Origin of the sequence: Vibrio kanaloae (assembly GCF_024347535.1) — a bacterium.
GTDB classification, from domain to species: Bacteria; Pseudomonadota; Gammaproteobacteria; order Enterobacterales; family Vibrionaceae; genus Vibrio; species Vibrio kanaloae.
The window spans coordinates 220,681-240,018 of the sequence record NZ_AP025497.1 but is presented as its reverse complement, the minus strand read 5'-3'; the positions used below and the strand labels follow the sequence as shown (position 1 = coordinate 240,018).

Here is a 19,338-nt window from a genome sequence, read left to right as displayed (position 1 = left end):
ATAATGATTGTTATTATCATTATGGTAAATCCTCTAATTACAGAGGATTTACCATGTTGCACACTTTTCCTGCTCTACCCTACGCTTACGATGCTCTAGAACCTTACATTGATGCTAAAACGATGGAAGTGCATTACAGCAAGCACCACAAAACCTATTACGATAAGTTTGTTAATGCTATCGCTGGTAGTGAACTAGAACAGCAATCACTGACCGAGATCTTCGCTAATATCTCGCAGCATAGCCCTGCCGTTCGTAACAATGGTGGCGGCTACTACAACCATATTTTGTATTGGAACTGTATGTCTCAAGACGGCGGTGGTGAACCGGCTGGCGAACTTGGCGGCGCTATCAAGAACACATTCGGAGATTTCGAAACATTCCAAGAACAGTTCGCTCAAGCGGCGATCAATACCTTCGGGTCAGGCTTTGCTTGGTTAGTGGTAGAAGAGGGACAACTAAAGATCATCTCGACCTCAAACCAAGATAACCCTTGGATGGATACCATCGCCAGCAACGGGGAACCAATTCTTGCACTGGATGTTTGGGAACACGCCTACTACATCAGTTACCAAAACCGTCGCCCTGATTACATCAACGCATGGTGGAATGTGGTGAATTGGAATGCGGTTGCTGAAAACTACGCACAAGCACTCGCAAATCAAGCGTAAGCGAATGGTGGTGAACTGTACTCACTCAGCTTGCCACCGTATACTCTGGCTATCTTTGATTATTCTTGTGAGCCAACATGTTTGATATCGCTCTATACGAACCTGAAATTGCACCCAATACGGGTAAAATAGCCCCCCAGCCTTAATGACAATTTTTTTAGGTTTTATTGGCACAATCTCCCCCTCCATACTAGGCTATTAAGATTACATAACTACTGTGTAAATGCTCATGTATAAAAGCCTTTACCATGATGTAGAAATCGATGGTATCAACATACAAAGACTACATGTTTATTATGATGACGATTACGAGCCTGTTATCTTACCTAGCTTGTGGTTGGTACAAATTGCAGTAACTCTGGAAGTTTGGGGGTGGCACACATCAGGCCAACGCAGCAATTGTGGTTCCTCACTCTCACGTAAAAAGGTGCTGAACGTAGAAACTGCTTTTAAGGCCGAGCCAATAACAGAAAATACACTGGAAAATTATGTTGGCCATGTGTTTAAATTACTCAAACATATAAACAAAAACCCAGATCTAAGCATTCACCGCACTGAAAATCTGACTACCCGCTATCTCAATCATTACCTCAATGAGGTACTGCCAGAACAATTAAAGTCACCTGAGTCTCTCAAAGCACATCAATCAGGAATTGCCGCATATTGCAATTTTCTCTGTGCTTTAGGTGTTTGGGAAAAAGATAATAATCGACCAACAACTATTTATCGAAAAACCAAACAGTACATGGCTGAAAAGGATACCCAGCCACTAAAGACTAATTATGTATCTAGTTATGAATACAACGACCTACTACGTGTTTGCCCGTGTAAACGTGACAAGCTATTACTACAGTTAGGGTATGAAGTTGGATTACGAGCAGAAGAGAATACTGGACTTGAGCTTAATGACTACGGAAACCATCAAGGCTTACGTTCCATATTTAAAGAGCTCAAGTCCCGCCCAGAAAAGATGGAGTGGGAATACACTCTTCGAGGAAAATATACCAAGGGAGGAAGAACTGGTAAAATCTACATTGACCGAGAGTTACTTCAAGGTATGCAGGAGTACCATGATTTTGAACGGGCAGCTACCGTATTAGAATCTGGGTACGATGCCCCGACATTATTCGTTCGTTCTGACCCACAAGGGAAGGGCCTTCCTATTGGTAGGAAACAGGCCACTACAACGTTCAGAAAAGCAAGAAACAAATTACCATTTATCAATCAACTACTTAGCTACCACGATCTCCGTCACTCGTTTGCGACCAAACTATATAATGATGAGCTACTAAACCCTGAAGGCCAAGAAACTCGTTCAGAAAGTGCTGCGCTCGAAGTAGTGCGGAAACGTCTTCGCCATAGTGAGGGCTCCAAAACAGTCTACCGTTATATCCGCTTGCGTACCGTAATGGTAACCTGTGAGCAAAGGAGCTGAGCATGAATGAACACCCCAAACAGCTCCCATTCGATGAGTTTGATAAAACGCTCCCTCCCTTAACTACAAGAATAAAACTATCCCCAACTCGTCTGGTGTTAAACGGCAAAGCCATACCTTTAAATAATAAGCATCCAGACGTCAGATTACTTTATCGTTCTATACATAATGCATTGCTCACAGAGTGGTGGCAAAAAACCTTGAGTCCAGTTACTCAACGGACATATATAACCCAGCTATCACTCTTTATAAATTGGTTGAACGAGCATAGAACAAACAACTTAAACCGGTTCAAGTTACTCAACGAATTCCAAGTATACCGAGTTAATGACGGCAAAGTATTACCCCAATCCACGGGAATCAAAGAGGTTATAGTATTACTAAAAGAAGGGGCAGTTAGCGATATTTTCACTGCAAAACAGCAAAGTTACATCCAGCGACTTATTGAAAACACGAATATATTAGAAGAAGCCGAGCCTATACCTGACACGTTAACAAGTTGGTTCACTCAAATGGATTGGTTGAGAACTATCGTCGGTGAGAAGGACTGGCTAGCGATAGAGAGCCCAAAACGATTAATGGCAAGTTTCAGTGTTACCATCGCCAGTACATTAGTGTGGGTACTCCAAATAAAATCTGCTGTATCAGAACTAGTTATAAAAAAACCACACATTAATGAAGTAGGGGTCGGACTGACACCGAGGCAGCGTGAACTGCATTACTGTCGAGAGCTGCAACAACTAGTAGTGCAGCACTCTAAAAAACTTCCCGAAGGATCTCTAGAGTTATTACTAAGTGATTGTGCCAATCCGAAAACATATGAAACATGCATCAATAGGCTACGTAATGGTAAAGATTTAAGAACTAAAACTAAAGTCGGAAATAAATATCAGAACACATTCTTAAAACCACATCTATTCCATCCAAAATACTTAGCAACACCAAGCCCTCTAGAGCAACTTCTGATAGCTTGGCTATGTGCATGGCAAACAGTACAGCCTACAGATATTTGGAAACTAAAGTCCAATAATTTTAATATTCACTACAATAAGAATCACCGACCAATAGGTCTACAATGTGTTTACTATAAAGGTCGGAGTGGTATTCAAGAGCCCCCATTTTTAAACATCACACTGATTGAGGCTAAGGCGTTAATTACTTACCTTCAAATACTACCAAGTAATAGTGAGACGATATGTTCTGATGTTAGGCATGTCAATTACAGCCCACATTCTAACCACACTTTAGCGGGGCTTTTAACTAGAATATGGCAAATATCTCCCCTAATAAAGTGGATAGAGACTCATCTTTATCGGCGCTCAGCCAGCGACCTATTTCGTCGCCTCTACGTGGCAGTGGCCCACAACACCAACAAATCTCGCAATGCTTGGATAAAAGAAGCAGAAACAAAACAACAACCATTTAGCCCCGAGTTTTACTATAAAGAAGTCACACACCCATTACCAAGTTTGTTATTTGGACTCTCTGCGATAAAAACCAGCTCAGTCCAAGCAAGAAGTGACCAATACCGCGATGGTGATTTAATAAACACCAATTCACACACGGTTGGAGTAGAGAAGACGAGCTACATGACAGACAAAAACAAAGAGTGGATAAATCTAAACGGGAGGGTAACTAGAATTGTACTTGATGACATTGAGCACCATGTCTACAAGCCAAACATTGACGCAGCAATAACCTTAGCTCGTGAACGCAGTATACAAACAAAAGTTCAAAAAATAACTGGTAACCAAAGAGTACGCATTAACCCATTGGGGCAAGTAATTATCACATCTGCGGACAAGTCTTTCACTGGTAGCGAACCCGGGGATCTCATCGTCTGGGATACACCTGAAACCGTAGTTTACTTTCTACACTACATCTCCGAAGCTGAACGTCAATCAAGTCGACTAATCAAACATGCGTTACAGTTTTTTGAACGGACTGTTTTGCCTGATGCTGAGTGGATGTCAGCATTATTAAATAACCGTTTTAGTCCTGATGTAATCAAGTTAGGGAAAGAGCAATATCAAAAACTTAGAGGAGTACTTCCACCATTATTTGATGCCCAGATACATGTAAGGGGCCAAATATGAAGCCTCCAATTCCCTTACCAAACAACGCTAACCATCAGTCATACTCTAGAGATGAATTACAGCATCGCCTGCAAAGTATTGGGTGCAAGAGTAGCTTGCATGATAACCAGTGGATTTTCCCAAAAACCACTCTAGATTTTTCAGGCCTACAAGCGTTAGATAAACAAGACCCGGAATGGTGCGATAGTGTTGGTATAACTCCTAGCTGGCTAGCACGATTGTTATTCTTAGATGCAGCTAAAGCAAATCGAAGCATTGAGTCATTGCGAAATGATTTCTTATGTATCTGTAAATGGTTATTTTGGTTAGTTGAATATTATCGACATCAAGCACATTTTGCCAAAAAGCAAACAACGATAAATAAACAGGCATCGCTTCTCATAACTAAAACAGAACTTACCAAAATGTTTCAGTTTCAGTTGATGCACAGTATCTCTCCAAACGGCACCCTAGAGGCTCGCTTAACACCATCTAGCTATGCATCAACAACACGTATAGACATACGCGAGTGGCAATTAACCTTGCGTCAACTCGGGCTTAAAGACATTGGATTTACAAATGCCTTTTCCGCTAATGTATTAAAAAAAACCTGGAAAGAGACATTCGATACAATGTTTGATGGAGAATTAACATACGCAGACTGGAAGAAAGGAGGAACTCTAAACCACTTAACACTTGACTATGGTCGCTACTACATTGAGCATTGTTATACATTTTTCTCCCAACATATTTCCCTAGCGACAGCACTCAAACTCACCTTAGAGGATATGGAGAGCATTGCCAGTTTAGCTAATGTATGTTTGGAGACGGCCACACTAACTGTTCACCATTTCCTACAGAACAGAAGCATATATGAAATCCCGCGCGGAATAACCCATAAAAGCGAATCTAGACGTCACTTTAGCGATGAAACTCTTACACGAATTCAAACAGCCACAAAAGATGTTTTTGCCAAACACTTTAGACCTTTAAAAGCTAAAGAAACATTATTAAGCGCCTCTGAAATACAAGCGTTAGCAAAACACTTTAAGATCGATGTTACAGATGAAAACGAGTTTGACTGGTTGCGACAAATTATAACCATATATCTGCCCTATCTAGACAACAAACACAACTCATGCCCAGATAAGCTTAAACTATTGCATAAAAAATGGTTATCTGAAGTAGTAGCTCCCCGACTAGGATCTAAGGACAACCTAGACCATCTTCAAGCATGGATAAAAGCCAGATGGAGAAAACACAACGAAGAAGTCGACGTAGAACTTCCATCTATTGAGTGGTTTAGTGACCTGGGTTTGGTAATAAAAGAAGCCCACAAGTCGACTTTTTTAAACAAGTTCATTCAGCAAGTCGGAGACGCTGGCTTAACCTATGTCGTAGCTTTGACAGGTTGGCGCGAATCTGAATTTGGTTGGTCACTTCAAGATATCCAAACAACCCGCAACCTTGATGGGCTCGATCAGCATACTTGCCCCTGGCGACATACGGTTAAGTGGAGAGTACCTAAAGTCTCTGGTGAAGCTAAAATCAATCGAGAGATCAGCCAAGGCACCTATGATGCAGTACAACAATTAGCACTACTGGTAGGAGCTAATAATCATAAACCATGCCTTTATTCCACTCGGTTTAAGCTAATAAAATCCCCAAAACTCTCAGGGGAGTTTATAAAGAATCGAGTGAAATCGATGTGGTGCCACTTCGTCGATCACTATAATCCTTTTGTACAATTAGATAAATCAGAAGCCTTCGACAAGCTCTATGCTAGGACAAAACAACAGATATTAACGGTAGAAGAGCAACTGCAGTTTCAACGATTAGGAGAAGAAAGAGCCCAAGAAAACTGGTACCACTTACAACAAGATAGGTTACTTGTTGAAGCGCGACGCAGAGCACGTAAAGAGCGAGACCGCGTAGTATTTTTCTTAAACTACTCCGATCGCAAAAAGATCTTAGAGCGCTATTGTAATGGGGAACTACCCAAAGAGGTGCACCAATTAATAAATGCTCACCTTTCAGAAACAACTAAAAAGGACATCCATACGAAAGCTCAAACGAGCAATTTTTCAGCGCGGTACAATAAAGAAGTAGTGAATGAAATAATAGATGGTTGCTTATATCCTACCTCACATGCTTTACGTCATATGTGGGCTGAAGCTGTGTATCGCCGCTTCGATGGAGATGCTGGTTGGATGATACGCTCCCAGTTTAAGCATATAAGCCAAAATATGTGGCTTGCTTATATTCGCGATAAGGATAATAGGCGGCAGCATGACACAGTAAAAAGGCGTGTTATAAGTTCTTTACTGCAGAATCATCTAAGGAGATCAGGCAAAGGTTTTGCCGGTAAGCTTGACACAATATTACGCAGAGTATTTGCCAAGACTCATGTGACCTCTCCCAACCACCTCGACAGATCAATAGTTCAATTTGCTCAAGAAGAGATTCAAGACATCAAAGCTAATCCTTGGGGGTTCTGCATTTTACTCAAGCGTAACCAGCACCGCGCCAAATGCGCTGTTGACGGTATCCCTCAAAGGCAGAACGCTTGCCCGGGGTTATGCCTTGGGTGTAGTAATAATCTAATCCAAGAAGGAAATATACAAGGAATCTTACTTGGTATCGCCAATGATGTAAAAGTCCTAGAAACCCCAGGGGTCCCAACGGCATGGCGTGAGCCAGCCATGATGACAGTTAGAAATGCACTCAAGCAACTTCAACGTCTAAAGGTGGCTCCAACGATCATGGACACGCTACAAAGTGCCCTAAATACAAAAGAGGACGCATTATGAGTCTCAGCCTACTTCTACAGCAAGCTCAACACGAATGTGAACAACAACCTGAAGAGCTACCTAATTGGGTATCTCCAAAAAATAAATCTATCGAGGCTTGGCGCACCCTACTAGCGCTTGAAGCTCAACGAAAAAACCACATCATAAAACACAGAAAACCCTCCGACTTTACCAAATCAAGCCTTTGGCAAATCAGGGTCAGCGATGTGGCCAATTCCATTGAGGTAAAACCCGCAACCCTCGACCCAACGAAAGGATCAAAGTGGGCCGTAGGTTTCCGTGATGCGCTAGACAATAGCAACAAGAAACTTTTGAAAGCAAAAGAACAACAGGTAAATACCTATCTTAATAATAAAGCTAAAGGTAACTCGGGGAAAACCCATGATGAGCTACTAAAGAAATGCCAACAGTTAGAAAAAGAGCTAGAAAACGAAAGACGACGAAACACCGAGTCAATATGGCTCAACAGAATCTCTGAACTATCATTACCAGTGAAACAAATACTCGGCCTAAAGGGGTAACGGAATTATTGCGTAGAAAGTTGCGAGAAATTAGATGTACCTAATACTGTCAAACTTTAACAATTGTATCAGTCAAAACTGGACCTATAACGATACAGGGTAGCTGATAACAACCTGCATCGTTATAGAAGATGTCGTCGATATTTTTAAACACTTATTCACCTCAAAACCCACAACAAATTGAATCATGAAGTTAAGGTCATCCCCTCTTTTCTTTAGCCTTTATTTTCGCAAAGTAATGTAATGAGTTTCCTTCTTTCACTCTCCGTCATTTGAGACACAATACATGCTAACTCAGCAGAACTTTCATCTTCACAGAAGAAATAATTGAGCGGCACACCAAGCTCATCAGCGATAAGCTTTAAGGTTTGAACATCTGGGGCATGCTTGCCTTTCTCGTATTGATTCATTCGAGGGCTTGCTGAACTGGCATCCATACCTATGCTTTCTCCCAAGGCTTTTTGAGAGAGTTTTGCTTTTTTTCGAGCTTGTTTGAGTCGCTCTGGGATTGGGTTTTTAAATGACACTTAGATTTCATTTCTCTGAGCTCAAGTTAACTAAGATTTTCTTAGTTTTATGGATTTCTGTATACTAAGCAATCCTTAGTTTTTGGTTGGTGTAATTTTGGAAATGAAACGGGCTCGAAGAATTAGTGCGGTCATGCACAAGTTATTGATAGAGAATGGGTTAGATGGGTTCACCGTGCTAGAAGCGAGAGATTTGTGGCTATCACTTGATAATGTGGACTCCGACTCTGCCGAAGCTCGCAAAAAGGTGTACCGAGCAATTTTTAATTTTGAAAAGAAAAGTTGGCTGCGAAGTGAGGGCTATGGCCGGGAAAAACGTTACTTTCAAGCGGATCAATTCAAAGCGTTGTATGACAATGTAACCACGAATAATCAAGCGGATATAAAACCTCAAATACCTATTCAAAACTATTCCATTTTGAACTGTGAACGCAATGAATATAAGGGTGAACTTGAGATCGTACTTGGGGAGATTGACGAGTATCAGTCGATTACATCCCGATTTCCTGAGCTAAAAAATAAACTGGCCCCTTTGCATCAGGAAGCTAAAGATCGCGCCGCTTTATTGCTCGGTAAAGTGAATGTTTTAACAAGGGTTCTTAATACTCTCTATGAAGAAGATGAACCGTGTTAAGGGAATGGCAAGGTGAATGCTCTGACAGAGCGTTGAAAAAATATCAATCCAACGGCTCCCATTTCTTTTGCCAAGCTACACCAGGGGCTGGTAAGACAGTGCTTGCCGCTACTATTGCGTCAAGACTGCTACAAAGTGACATGGTAGATCTTGTATTGTGCTTCTCGCCATCATTGACAGTTTCTGATGGTATAAAAAGAACCTTTTCATCGATACTTAATTGCACATTTAATGGTGGTATGGGAGCTATAGGGCAATCTTTAACATACCAATCTATCCAGTTCCTCAATGATGAGTTTTGGCAAACATTGCGGAATCACAGGGTCTTTGTTGTTTTTGATGAAATACACCATTGCTCTGGCTCTGAGGTTGAAAATGCGAACATTTGGGGGCAGCAAGTTCTCACAAAGATTCAAGGGCTTGCTACTTTTACCCTCGCACTTTCAGGTACACCGTGGCGTTCAGACTCTTTACCCATTGTCATGGGTGAGTACAGCGACCCAGACGGACTGCTTCTTGTCGATTACCAATACACTCTTGAACAAGCTATTGCTGATGGAGTTTGTAGAACGCCTAAAATCGTCTTGGTTGATAATGAACACTTGTCTGTTAGTAGTTGCGAAAAAGTCGAATCCTTTTCATCAATATTAGAGATGCTTAAACAGACAAAAGCATCCTACCAGAGTGTTATTCACAACCAAGAGGCGATGGAATATCTACTCGGTTTAGGATGTGAGCGGTTAGAAAAAGTACGTATCAGATCCCCCAATGCCGGTGGGCTGATTGTTGCAGCGTCGGTTCAACATGCGCAAACAATCAAAGAGATACTATCTCAAAAACTTGGGCAAACCGTTTCTATCGTCACTTATCGACATGAAGAACCGCTAGCAGAAATAGAACGTTATCGACAAAGCGACGCACAATGGATTGTTAGTGTAGGTATGATCAGTGAGGGTACTGATATTCCGCGCCTTCAAGTATGTTGCCATATGAGTTCAGTCAAAACGGAATTGTATTTCAGGCAGGTGCTCGGAAGAATACTTCGTGTGAATAATACAATAAACCAACAAGCGTGGTTATTCACTTTTGCTGAACAAAGTCTGATTGAGTTTTCTGAAAGGATTGAACAAGATATTCCTGAGCCTTGTCTCTATGTAAGTATGGGGAAACCTATCGAAACAGAGTTCTCTGGTCGAGGAAATAGCTTAAGTGTCGCGCTTCCGCTTGAGTCCCAAAATAGTGGGAGAACAACAGTATCTTGGGAAAGCAGTACAGACAGTTCAAATAGTCTCTATGGAACAGTAGGGACGTTTGATGAGCTTCGACTTGGGGCATTTAAACAGAGAGTGATCTCGGCTTTCTCTTCCATGTAGTTGAAGAAACCATAGGCTACAATTTCACTAAAGGCACATTGGGGAGGCCGGAATGAATTACTTTGCAAAGGACCCCTTCTAGGTAATGCAAACCTGGAGGGTAAATGAAAAAGCTAAAACAGCAGTACCGGAACCGTATAAAATACCAGCGCCAATATCTTTGGGATCTTTATCCAAGCGTTCGCAGTGGAACTCATAAGCACTTTTCTACCAAGCAGGAAAAGAGCTACTACTTTCTTCACAAGGTTGAGTGTAGAGGTTACCCGATTAAACTGCGTGCCGCGCGAGGAAAAGCGTTAGCTAACCCATGGGACGACTACCCGTCGTATGTGTATGGCCTAGCAAAAAGTTGGAAGCATAACTCGAAGCGTCAAAAACAATACTACCGATAACCCATCAAAGCTCTCTATTCCGGAGAGCTTTTTTATACGCCCCTCTCTCAGTCGAAGGATAATTTATCAGTAACGTCATAACACATTGAATTTAAATCATTAATTTAAAAGAAAATAACTTAATCTTTACGCTGATATTTCTTAAGTGGCCACTCACATCGCAAGTTGCGATGCGCAGGTTGCGATGTGAAGTTAAAACCACCTGGAATCTTGCTTTCTGTGGCAAGAGAGCATCACCCGTAAAGGTAAAATGTGTTGGGGGGGAGTTATGAGGGGTTCCCTCAGCGCTGAGTGCGTTTAATGTAAGTAGGGATTGAAGTGGTCATACTCAATGTATAAACACATTTCAGGACGGGACAACTAGCTCAAATAAGCCAGCTCACTCACTATCAGTGGCTCATTTTTTATTCTGTGAATACAGAAAACCACGGGGTTACCCGTGGATGAATGCCAATTCCCAAATTACAGCGTAAGCTGTTTGTAATTTTGGTCAACGCTTTAGCGTTGTCACGGTAAGTACCCCGGGCATGCCCGGGGAATCTTCTCATAGATAATTCTTAAAATATTTGTTATTTAACCGAAGCCTGTACCGATTTAATTAACATTCCCTCATCATCATCTTGGCTTGTCGATATAAAGTGAAGATAGCTAATGCCATTTGGGCTGGTGTTATTAATTGTTAGTCTTTCTAGGACTTTACCATCTAATAAGACTCGACTTGTCGAGTTTTTCTTTACACCATTCCAATCTAAGCTAAGAGTATACCAACGGTTTGCTTCAAGTTCGTGATCACCAATCTTCTCCCCTGGTGCAACATTTAATGTATACATTGAATAGTGAAGCGCTGTTTCATCGACAGCATTGAACAAGCGATCAGCGAGACTGATTTGAGTACCGCCACTATGCTCGTTTAACATGAAGCGGATATCAACTCGACCGTTCTTTCCGTTCGGAAAATTCCAAGTCGCACCGCCTTTTTCATAATTAAGGTCATTGTCGATATGAATTAGTTCCGAATCACTCACTCTCTTAATTTGCAGCGCTTTATGTTCAGGCTTATCGATAAGATCGACAAGGAGAGACGATTGTTTACGATCGTAACTAACGTGGCCTCTTACCTCCGGGATATAGCTATGAACGGTCCAATTTTCTAGACCATTTTCAAAATGGTCACTGCGTTCTTTTTTATAAAGCCAACGCGTGTCCATAATCATCAAACGGCGATGTTCTTTATGTTGCCCAACTGAAATAAGAACGCGATGCTCATCCAATTCGACAAATTCACTTTGCTGTTTACCCCGATCACCCTGACCTTCAAAGAGTGCATAATCGTCTCTATTGCGGTGTTCATCTAGGATAACTTCTCGAAATCCAGTCCATGTTTTACCATCGTTGTTAGAGATTGCAGCATGGTGCGAGTCACGATTGGTAAATACATCTTCCCACATATCATCTTGGGTTCCTTTGTGTTCAGGTAAGGGCATCGTATTTGTCCATAGCGCGAGTAGACGCCCATCCTTCAAACGACCAATGGTTGGCATCGTCAAAGTACCGAAAAAACGTGAAGGCTGTGATTCTGTCCATGTATCACCATAGTCTGACGAGAACGCTTCGTAGTACTGGTCTTGAGAAGTACGAACAAGAATCCAAAGGCGTCCGTCCCTAAGCTCAACAATAGAACCTTCAACGCCACTATTACGCCATCGCACACCTTGGTGGATCTCGTCTTTTTCATGCGGTGGTGCTGAGATTATATCTTGAGAAGCGCGCCAAGTTAGACCGCCATCATCTGAAATATGTAATGTTGTGCCTACGCGCATATCATGTGATGGAATTAAAATGCGTTGACCATTATTAACGAAAGTTGGACTACGCATGATGCCACCAAGGGTCAGGTAGTTCTCTTTGTCACTTTGCTTCCAGTTATAGTCAAGTTGGCCATCTTTAGTCACAGCGCCCCACTCGCCATCAAGCCCTCCACTGGAAATAAAAACGTAGCCATTGATTGGCTGGACTCGAATATATTCCCCAGTATTTGGGTTAGGAACAATAGCAGGGGATTCAATCGGAATTCCGCCAAAGTTAGGTGGGTAAGATGCTGGCGCCAAGCTTTCTTGCCATGTAAGACCATTATCATTACTGACCAGCATTTTTCGGCCATCATAACCTTCCCCACCATTATAGTGGCGAATTTCATTCTCACTAGCGCGAACTAACCCTCTGCCTGCATCAGCAGGGGGAGCCCCAACTATTTCTGGAGGTTGGATATTTTCAGTACTCGCCAATGCGGCCTGTGGAATAAGTAGAGACAACACAATAAACTTATGTAACTTCATTTTTTCTCCAAAGATTTAACCAGATAACGAAATATTCAAATTAGACACCGTTCAGTTTGAAATTAAACTCCAAATAAAACCCAAACATGCGAATCCCCCCTATAATGCAACGATGAAGTATTATTTCAACAAAGCAACCTAACAATGAAGCTTCACTTCACAACTTTATTCGTAAAATAGAAAGGAATGAGATATGCCCTCAAGTATTATGTAAAAAAACCTTACAAATATTGAAAATCAAAATCTTAAGAAATTGTTATTTAATGACATTAAATCATTACCTGGTAACCATTCACTAACGGTAATTTGACTTGTCATTTTTGATGGGCGCTGATGTGGTTTAGAGATCTTAGAAGGTTCGATGACGGTTTTCTCACGACAGACGTAATGATGTCGGTCTGCACCGACACTAACCGGAGAATAAATGGCAAAACGGCTTCACTCCAAACAACAGCCAATCTGAGTCTGTCGGATTTTTTTGAGCTGAAATCGCCGAAAGACCACAAATTCCCTGGTCCGGAAAGTCAAGATGCTGCCGAGCTACAAGCGATGCTAAAAGTACTGATGGCCGAGCAAACACAAAAGGAATTACTGCGGAAACAAGACCGTCAGTCCTTACTTGAGCAACTCAAATTCGCCTTCGATCTCCAGTTCGCTATACGCTCGAGGAGTTAAAGCCTTATGATGAATCACAAGGTAACTTCTTCAACGAAGTTGAATGTAAAGTCATGATGGAAGAAGACGTTGAGGTGACGGCTACCACAAAGAAAAATCGCGGCAAACGCCCCCTCTCCTTTTTTGCTAAGACCTTGCCTCGTGAGGTTATCTAACTCGATTTAAACGAGCATGAAAAACAATAGTGCAAGGCATTGGCAGAAAAAATTAGCTATTATCTAAAACACCAAACAGTGCTGATGTGAGCAATGTTTTACAGCATCGTCGAGATCGAGAAAGCCAACTGTCTTATCCTTAACAATTATAAGTCAAGTGAATGAAAGAACTAACGAAAGCAGAGCCAGATATCGATTCGCTACTACCTTTTGTATCGCTCCATAGGTTCATGGGCCGTGTACTTTCAAAACAACAAAGCCGGAGGTTAGCTCTCCGGTAAATGATTTATTTGAAACCAGCTTCATTCATATTATTTACAACAATTTCTTTCTGTTCTGGTGTAAGTGGCAATAATGGCAAACGAGCATCGCCCGCATCAATATTATGAAGTGCCATAGCAGCTTTTCCTGCAGATACACCGCCAAATTCAACAAGTATCCGGATCAATGCAATAACATTATCCATTTTGCTAATCACGACATCATGTTGACCAGCTTCAAATGCTTCAATAATTGAATTAAAATGCTTTGCTGCATAATTATAAGTACTGCCAACCGCACTTTTAGCACCAACAGCAAGAGCTCCAGGTAAGAACTCGTCAACACCCCATGGAATATCAAATTTACCATCGCATGCACGTAAACAGCGTTGGTATTCATATAAGTCACCGCTATTGAATTTCAAACCCGATAGGTTAGGAATACGTTTATCCGCTGCTATTAAAAACTCTTCCATATCAACATTTACGCCTGACATACCTGAGTGGTAATAGTAAAAACCTTTTGAAGGCGCAGCTGCTGCAACGGAAGCACAATACTCAACAAGCTCATTCACGCTACCAGGTTTAAAAAAACAAGGGCCAATAGCTGATGTCGCTAAAATATCAAGCGTATCTGCGTGCTTGGTTAACTCTAGCGTATCAACAATGCTTAATGCGCCAGTATGTACAATGATATCCATTTTTCCATTGGTTGCAGAAACCCAACGTTCAGCAATCAGTTTTCTTTCTTCAACGCTACAGTGGATCCCTTCCCCCGTCGTTCCACAAATGTAGATACCTTTAACGCCATCCTTAATCAAATGAACAGCAATATTGTCAATCTCTTCAAAGTTGACTTGGTTGTCTGTGTTAAACGGTGTGTGCGGTGCTGCTATTAGACCCGATAATTTTTTCATGGTTTCCTCAGTCTGTACCAACGTACATTTAGTCTCATTGAAGTTAAACTTCATAATTATAACAAAAAGTGGAGCTGAGCTCATGTTATGGAGTGAAGTTCCACTATTCAATAAAAACCGTAATAGAAAAGACTATAAATGTGATGTCGGTTTAGATTAATGTTTGAGTACCCCTTATAACTCCTCTTCAACTAAGGCTTACTGATTACAATAAATTCGGAGTTTAACTTCAAATAAAATACTTATTGTGTGAGAATACATACAATCAATGCTTAACGTCGAGTACACTCTATATGGCACAAATTCGAGCTGGCAACATCATAGATACCATGGGTAGCCTTTATAATAGCCTTACCCCCTCAGCAAAGCGTATTGCAGATTATGTCTCATCTAACCCCGCTCAAATCAGTAAGCTCTCAATTGCGGACCTCTCCGTTGAGGTCAATACTGGAGACGCGACCGTTATTCGCTTCTGTCGCACTCTCGGTTTTAGCGGCTATCAAGACTTTAAATTACAGCTGGCGATAGAAGTTTCAACGACTCAAGCAACGGAACCAACGATACTCGATACAGATGTAACGGAAGACGACAGTTCCGAGATCATTGGTAAAAAGCTACAATCATCGATCGATCAGGTACTATCAGAGACGTTAAATCTACTCAACTTCACGCAGTTAGAAAAAGCCTCAGAAATTGTAAAGGAAGGAAAGGCCATCTATTTCTTCGGTGTTGGCTCTTCTGGCATCTCAGCGGAAAGTGCCAAATATAAGTTTATACGTATCGGACTTAATGTTGATGCTTATACCAACAACCACTTTATGTATATCAAAGCCTCCTTGTTACAGCCGGGCGACGTTGCTATTGGTATCAGTCACTCTGGTGATTCAGAGGAAACGACCAAGGTACTGAAGCTAGCAAAAGAGAACGGGGCGGCAACCATTGCTATCACGCACAACCCCCGCTCAGCTATTACCAAATACGCCGATAACGTGCTCGTTAATGGTAACCGTCAAGGGCAACTACAAGGTGATTCGATAGGCACTAAGATATCGCAACTGTTTGTTCTCGACCTTATGTACGCTCTATTGGTTCAAAAAGACATATCTGGAACTCACGATATCAAACTAAAAACCACAAAAGCATTAAGTTAATCCCCTTCATTCCCTTTTTTACAAATATTCCTCAGAGGGCATACCCGAGATACTTACCGTGACAACGCTAACGCGTATTGACATTCATCTACAGGGAAACCTGTAGCTTTCTATATTCACAGAAGAAAGCCAATATCGATAATATTGACTTTTTATCTTGGCATTAGGCGTTCAAGCATTATGGTAAGAACGTCTATTTTATTTCTAGTTTGCCCGCTGATATACTAATTCGCCCATTTGAATGGTACGGTTGACTTTTAGCTCATCATCTAAAAAAACTAGATTGGCTTTGTATCCTTTCTCTATTTTTCCATAGCGATCATCCACACCAATGGACTCTGCAGGGTAGAGCGATGCCATATTCAACGCTTCAGGCAATGGCACATCCGCGTATTCAATCAAGTTTAGAATACTCTGATTCATGGTGATCGCTGCGCCGGCAATTGTTCCATCTTCATAATGACACTTCCCATTAGTGACAAACGCTTGCATTCCCGCCATATCAAATTCAGTTAAGTCTGTACCCGCAGGTGTGACTGCATCAGTTACTAGAAATAGCTTTTCACCCAAGAGCTCTCGAGCAATCTTTAGTGAGGAGTAATCAACATGAATACCATCAGCAATAATGCCCGCGTGTGGTTTTTTGTTGAACACATAACCTACCGCCCCTGGCTCACGATTGGTGAGTGGTGACATGGCATTATATAAATGCGTTGCCATTTTTATGCCTTCTTTCGCAATGAGTTGATTGTACGTCGCATTGGTATGACCCATAGATACAGTAATCGATGATTCATTGAGTAGATCTAAAACCTTTTGACTAACGTTTTCTGGCGCGACTGTTAACACCGAAATGTGCTTCTGGTTTTCAATAAAGTAGTTGGCAGTATCAATATCTAACTCACGAATAAATTGCGATTGATGAGCACCTTTTCTTTCAGCATTGATAAACGGCCCTTCTAAGTGCAAACCTAATACACCCACTTTTTCTGCACTTTTTATACTCGCCATTAGATCAAGGGCCTGTTTGAGAGATTGCTCCTTACTGGTAATCAAAGTAGGGAGAAATTGCGTTACGCCGTATTGAACGTTTGTCTCGTTCATGGTTTTCAAGGTATCGCTCGATATGTCTGTATTGAATAACACGCCGCCACACCCATTAAGTTGTAGATCGATAAACCCAGGGTTAACCAACTGGTTCTTTGCGTCAATAACATTGAAAGGAAGTGAGTCTATTGTATCCATATCAGCGACCTCAGTAATCGTGTCCCCTTCGATAACAATTACCTGATTTTCTAATCGCTCACCATTACGATAAAAACTTGCATTTTTAATGACATATATAGGAGATGACTTCGTCGAATTTGTATTTTTGGACTCTATATCCATATTGATACACTACCTTATGATGTGAAGTTATACTCCACAACCTCTCACAATCCTCCCCCACGAACAAGATACACTTAACAATCAGTTTGATGTTTTTCATCCTTTAGTCACAAATCACTCGAATTTTTAGCCACAAAACGAGAGAACGATCGCCATTTCAAAACAAACAATTTGAAGTAATACTCCAAAACAAAAATAATGGAGCAATACTTAATACTGAGTTTATTTTTTGGAGTTTAACTCGCATGATTAGCAACGATTCCCCTATTCTTGATAAGCTAGCACACGGATTTGTGTCTTCATGTCAACCTGTTGATGACGGCCCAATGGATAAACCATCAATTGTCGCAGCTATGGCCGCTGCAAGCGTAGCTGGTGGTGCGGTAGGTTTAAGAATTGAAGGTATTGAAAATCTTAAAGCTGTTCGATCGCTTGTGACAGTTCCAATCATTGGGATTGTTAAGCGTGACCTTTCTGATTCAGATATTCGTATCACCCCTTACATAGAAGATGTTATTGCGCTAAAAAATGCAGGCGCAGATATCATAGCTATTGATGCCACCAACCGATCTAGACCAACCGAAATCGCAGTTCTTATTGAAAAGATTCATCAACTCGGTTGTTTGGTCATGGCTGACTGCTCTGACTATGATGAAGGTATGGCTGCGTATAAATTAGGCGTCGAAATCATTGGAACCACCATGTCTGGTTACGTGTCGGGACCTGTGCCTAGTGAGCCTGATTTCCCATTCATTACTCGTTTATCTGAGCAGGGCTGTTTTGTTATGGCAGAAGGCCGTTTCAATTCACCGGAACTGGCCAATCAGGCAATTAAAGCCGGCGCATCTTGTGTCACCGTAGGCTCTGCTATCACACGAATTGAACACATTTGCCAATGGTTTGATCACGCGGTTCGCAACGCAAAAAGCGATAACATGGAGGCCATCGCATGAATACCTGCCTAGCTATCGACATTGGTGGAACCAAGATCGCTGTAGCACTAATTGAATCGGGTCAAATTCTAAAGCTCGATCAGCGTGAAACGCCGTCGTCCAATTACTCTGAGGACATGACGCTCGCATTAAAGGAGTTACTTGCGCCTTTCAAAGAGCAAGCGGACTTTATTGCCGTCGCTTCTACAGGGATCATAAACCAAGGCGTGCTAACCGCGCTTAACCCTGACAATCTCGGCGGTCTAAATCAATACCGCTTGGCAGACACTCTTGAGCAGATCTGCCAAAAACCAGTAATGGTGATTAATGACGCTCAAGCAGCAGCATGGGCCGAGTACAAAACCCTAGAATCCACATTTAATGCAATGGGGTTTATCACCGTTTCAACAGGCGTAGGCGCTGGGTTTGTCATTAACGACTCTCTTCTTATCGGTCAATATGGAATCGCAGGCCACGCAGGGCATATCTTAGCAGATCCTAATGGCCCTACGTGCGGCTGTGGTCGTAAAGGGTGTGTTGAAAGCATTGCATCAGGCACCGCCATTGGAAAAGCAGGCCAAGCATTTTTCGGTAGTGACTGCACAGGTAAAATAGTTTTTGATCAATACCAGAAAGGCCACCCAGAGGCGATAGCTATCGTAGAAAACGCAGCTAAAACTATTGCTAATCTTATCGCTGATCTCAAGATCACTCTAGATCTTCAAGTGGTATGTCTTGGCGGTAGCATTGGATTAGCACCCGGTTTCTTACCACGTGTACATCATCATCTCAGCTTATTACCTTCAGCTCATCAAGTTAAAGTGATGCATGCTCACAGTGGTGCTAATGCTGGTCTATTAGGTGTCGCATCATGGGCTCAGAATATTTACAACAATAAAGCTTTACCAAGATAGAAATGGCATTGCCATTTAATAAGATGTAAAGCCAACGATCTTATACCTACATAACAATATCTCTTTTATTAGGCACAATAATGCCTAACTAAATCCTACAGAAAAGGTCTACATTTATGGAAGCAAGTTCATTTGGTACTCTAAACTATTTAGCTTTAATAGTTTATTTAA

The 19,338-nt window shown here is 41.7% G+C and carries 15 protein-coding genes and 1 pseudogene; 12 read left to right on the top strand and 4 right to left on the bottom strand.

Annotated elements, in window-relative coordinates; translation table 11 throughout:
* The first annotated feature begins 53 nt into the window (after positions 1-53).
* The 5 genes from OCV24_RS01070 (at position 54) to OCV24_RS01050 (ending at position 7,512) form a co-directional block, all read left to right on the top strand.
* On the top strand, positions 54-671 hold the full coding sequence (locus OCV24_RS01070) for a superoxide dismutase (RefSeq protein ID WP_046224673.1): 618 nt from the start codon (positions 54-56) through the stop codon (positions 669-671).
* 229 nt (positions 672-900) lie between these two features.
* Positions 901-2,106 (top strand): tyrosine-type recombinase/integrase, encoded by a 1,206-nt coding sequence (locus OCV24_RS01065; protein WP_167514272.1) that lies wholly within the window; start codon positions 901-903, stop codon positions 2,104-2,106.
* Between the two features lie 2 nt (positions 2,107-2,108).
* Positions 2,109-4,202 (top strand): hypothetical protein, encoded by a 2,094-nt coding sequence (locus tag OCV24_RS01060; protein ID WP_150878770.1) that lies wholly within the window; start codon positions 2,109-2,111, stop codon positions 4,200-4,202.
* Positions 4,199-6,991, top strand: coding sequence for a hypothetical protein (locus OCV24_RS01055; RefSeq protein WP_150878768.1), 2,793 nt, complete (start codon positions 4,199-4,201; stop codon positions 6,989-6,991). The genes OCV24_RS01060 and OCV24_RS01055 overlap by 4 nt, the downstream gene beginning before the upstream one ends.
* Positions 6,988-7,512 carry a hypothetical protein gene (locus tag OCV24_RS01050; protein ID WP_150878766.1) on the top strand — a complete coding sequence of 175 codons (525 nt, stop codon included), beginning with the start codon at positions 6,988-6,990 and terminating at the stop codon, positions 7,510-7,512. The genes OCV24_RS01055 and OCV24_RS01050 overlap by 4 nt, the downstream gene beginning before the upstream one ends.
* 215 nt (positions 7,513-7,727) lie before the next feature.
* Here OCV24_RS01050 and OCV24_RS01045 read toward each other — a convergent pair whose 3' ends face one another.
* Positions 7,728-8,039, bottom strand: coding sequence for a helix-turn-helix domain-containing protein (locus OCV24_RS01045; RefSeq protein WP_137032986.1), 312 nt, complete (start codon positions 8,037-8,039; stop codon positions 7,728-7,730).
* A gap of 103 nt (positions 8,040-8,142) precedes the next feature.
* On the opposite strand from OCV24_RS01045, the gene OCV24_RS01040 reads away from it, so the two are divergent.
* From OCV24_RS01040 to OCV24_RS01030, 3 genes are all read left to right on the top strand, one after another.
* Entirely contained in the window at positions 8,143-8,673 is a 531-nt protein-coding gene (locus OCV24_RS01040) for a hypothetical protein (RefSeq protein WP_150878839.1), read from the top strand.
* Positions 8,667-10,046, top strand: a complete 1,380-nt coding sequence (locus OCV24_RS01035; protein WP_150878764.1) for a DEAD/DEAH box helicase — start codon at positions 8,667-8,669, stop codon at positions 10,044-10,046. The genes OCV24_RS01040 and OCV24_RS01035 overlap by 7 nt, the downstream gene beginning before the upstream one ends.
* 104 nt (positions 10,047-10,150) lie before the next feature.
* Positions 10,151-10,438: a hypothetical protein gene (locus tag OCV24_RS01030; protein ID WP_150878762.1), complete on the top strand. Its 288-nt coding sequence runs from the start codon at positions 10,151-10,153 to the stop codon at positions 10,436-10,438.
* A gap of 569 nt (positions 10,439-11,007) precedes the next feature.
* Here the strand turns inward: OCV24_RS01030 and OCV24_RS01025 are convergent.
* A complete protein-coding gene (locus tag OCV24_RS01025; RefSeq protein ID WP_150878760.1) occupies positions 11,008-12,774 on the bottom strand; it encodes a sialidase family protein in 1,767 nt (588 codons plus the stop codon).
* Between the two features lie 549 nt (positions 12,775-13,323).
* On the opposite strand from OCV24_RS01025, the pseudogene OCV24_RS01020 reads away from it, so the two are divergent.
* Positions 13,324-13,601: pseudogene (locus OCV24_RS01020) on the top strand (IS66 family transposase); the annotation flags it as partial.
* A gap of 289 nt (positions 13,602-13,890) precedes the next feature.
* Here OCV24_RS01020 and OCV24_RS01015 read toward each other — a convergent pair.
* The gene (locus OCV24_RS01015) at positions 13,891-14,781 is read right to left on the bottom strand and encodes a dihydrodipicolinate synthase family protein (protein WP_150878758.1); all 891 of its coding nucleotides are present in this window, start codon (positions 14,779-14,781) and stop codon (positions 13,891-13,893) included.
* A 293-nt stretch (positions 14,782-15,074) separates the two neighbouring features.
* On the opposite strand from OCV24_RS01015, the gene OCV24_RS01010 reads away from it, so the two are divergent.
* Positions 15,075-15,932: a MurR/RpiR family transcriptional regulator gene (locus OCV24_RS01010; protein WP_150878756.1), complete on the top strand. Its 858-nt coding sequence runs from the start codon at positions 15,075-15,077 to the stop codon at positions 15,930-15,932.
* A 204-nt stretch (positions 15,933-16,136) separates the two neighbouring features.
* On the opposite strand, the gene nagA is transcribed toward OCV24_RS01010, so the two are convergent.
* Positions 16,137-17,321, bottom strand: coding sequence for an N-acetylglucosamine-6-phosphate deacetylase (gene nagA / locus OCV24_RS01005; protein WP_150878754.1), 1,185 nt, complete (start codon positions 17,319-17,321; stop codon positions 16,137-16,139).
* 245 nt (positions 17,322-17,566) lie between these two features.
* On the opposite strand from nagA, the gene OCV24_RS01000 reads away from it, so the two are divergent.
* On the top strand, positions 17,567-18,274 hold the full coding sequence (locus OCV24_RS01000) for an N-acetylmannosamine-6-phosphate 2-epimerase (protein WP_150878752.1): 708 nt from the start codon (positions 17,567-17,569) through the stop codon (positions 18,272-18,274).
* On the top strand, positions 18,271-19,167 hold the full coding sequence (locus tag OCV24_RS00995; RefSeq protein WP_150878750.1) for an N-acetylmannosamine kinase: 897 nt from the start codon (positions 18,271-18,273) through the stop codon (positions 19,165-19,167). The genes OCV24_RS01000 and OCV24_RS00995 overlap by 4 nt, the downstream gene beginning before the upstream one ends.
* Positions 19,168-19,338: the final 171 nt, after the last annotated feature.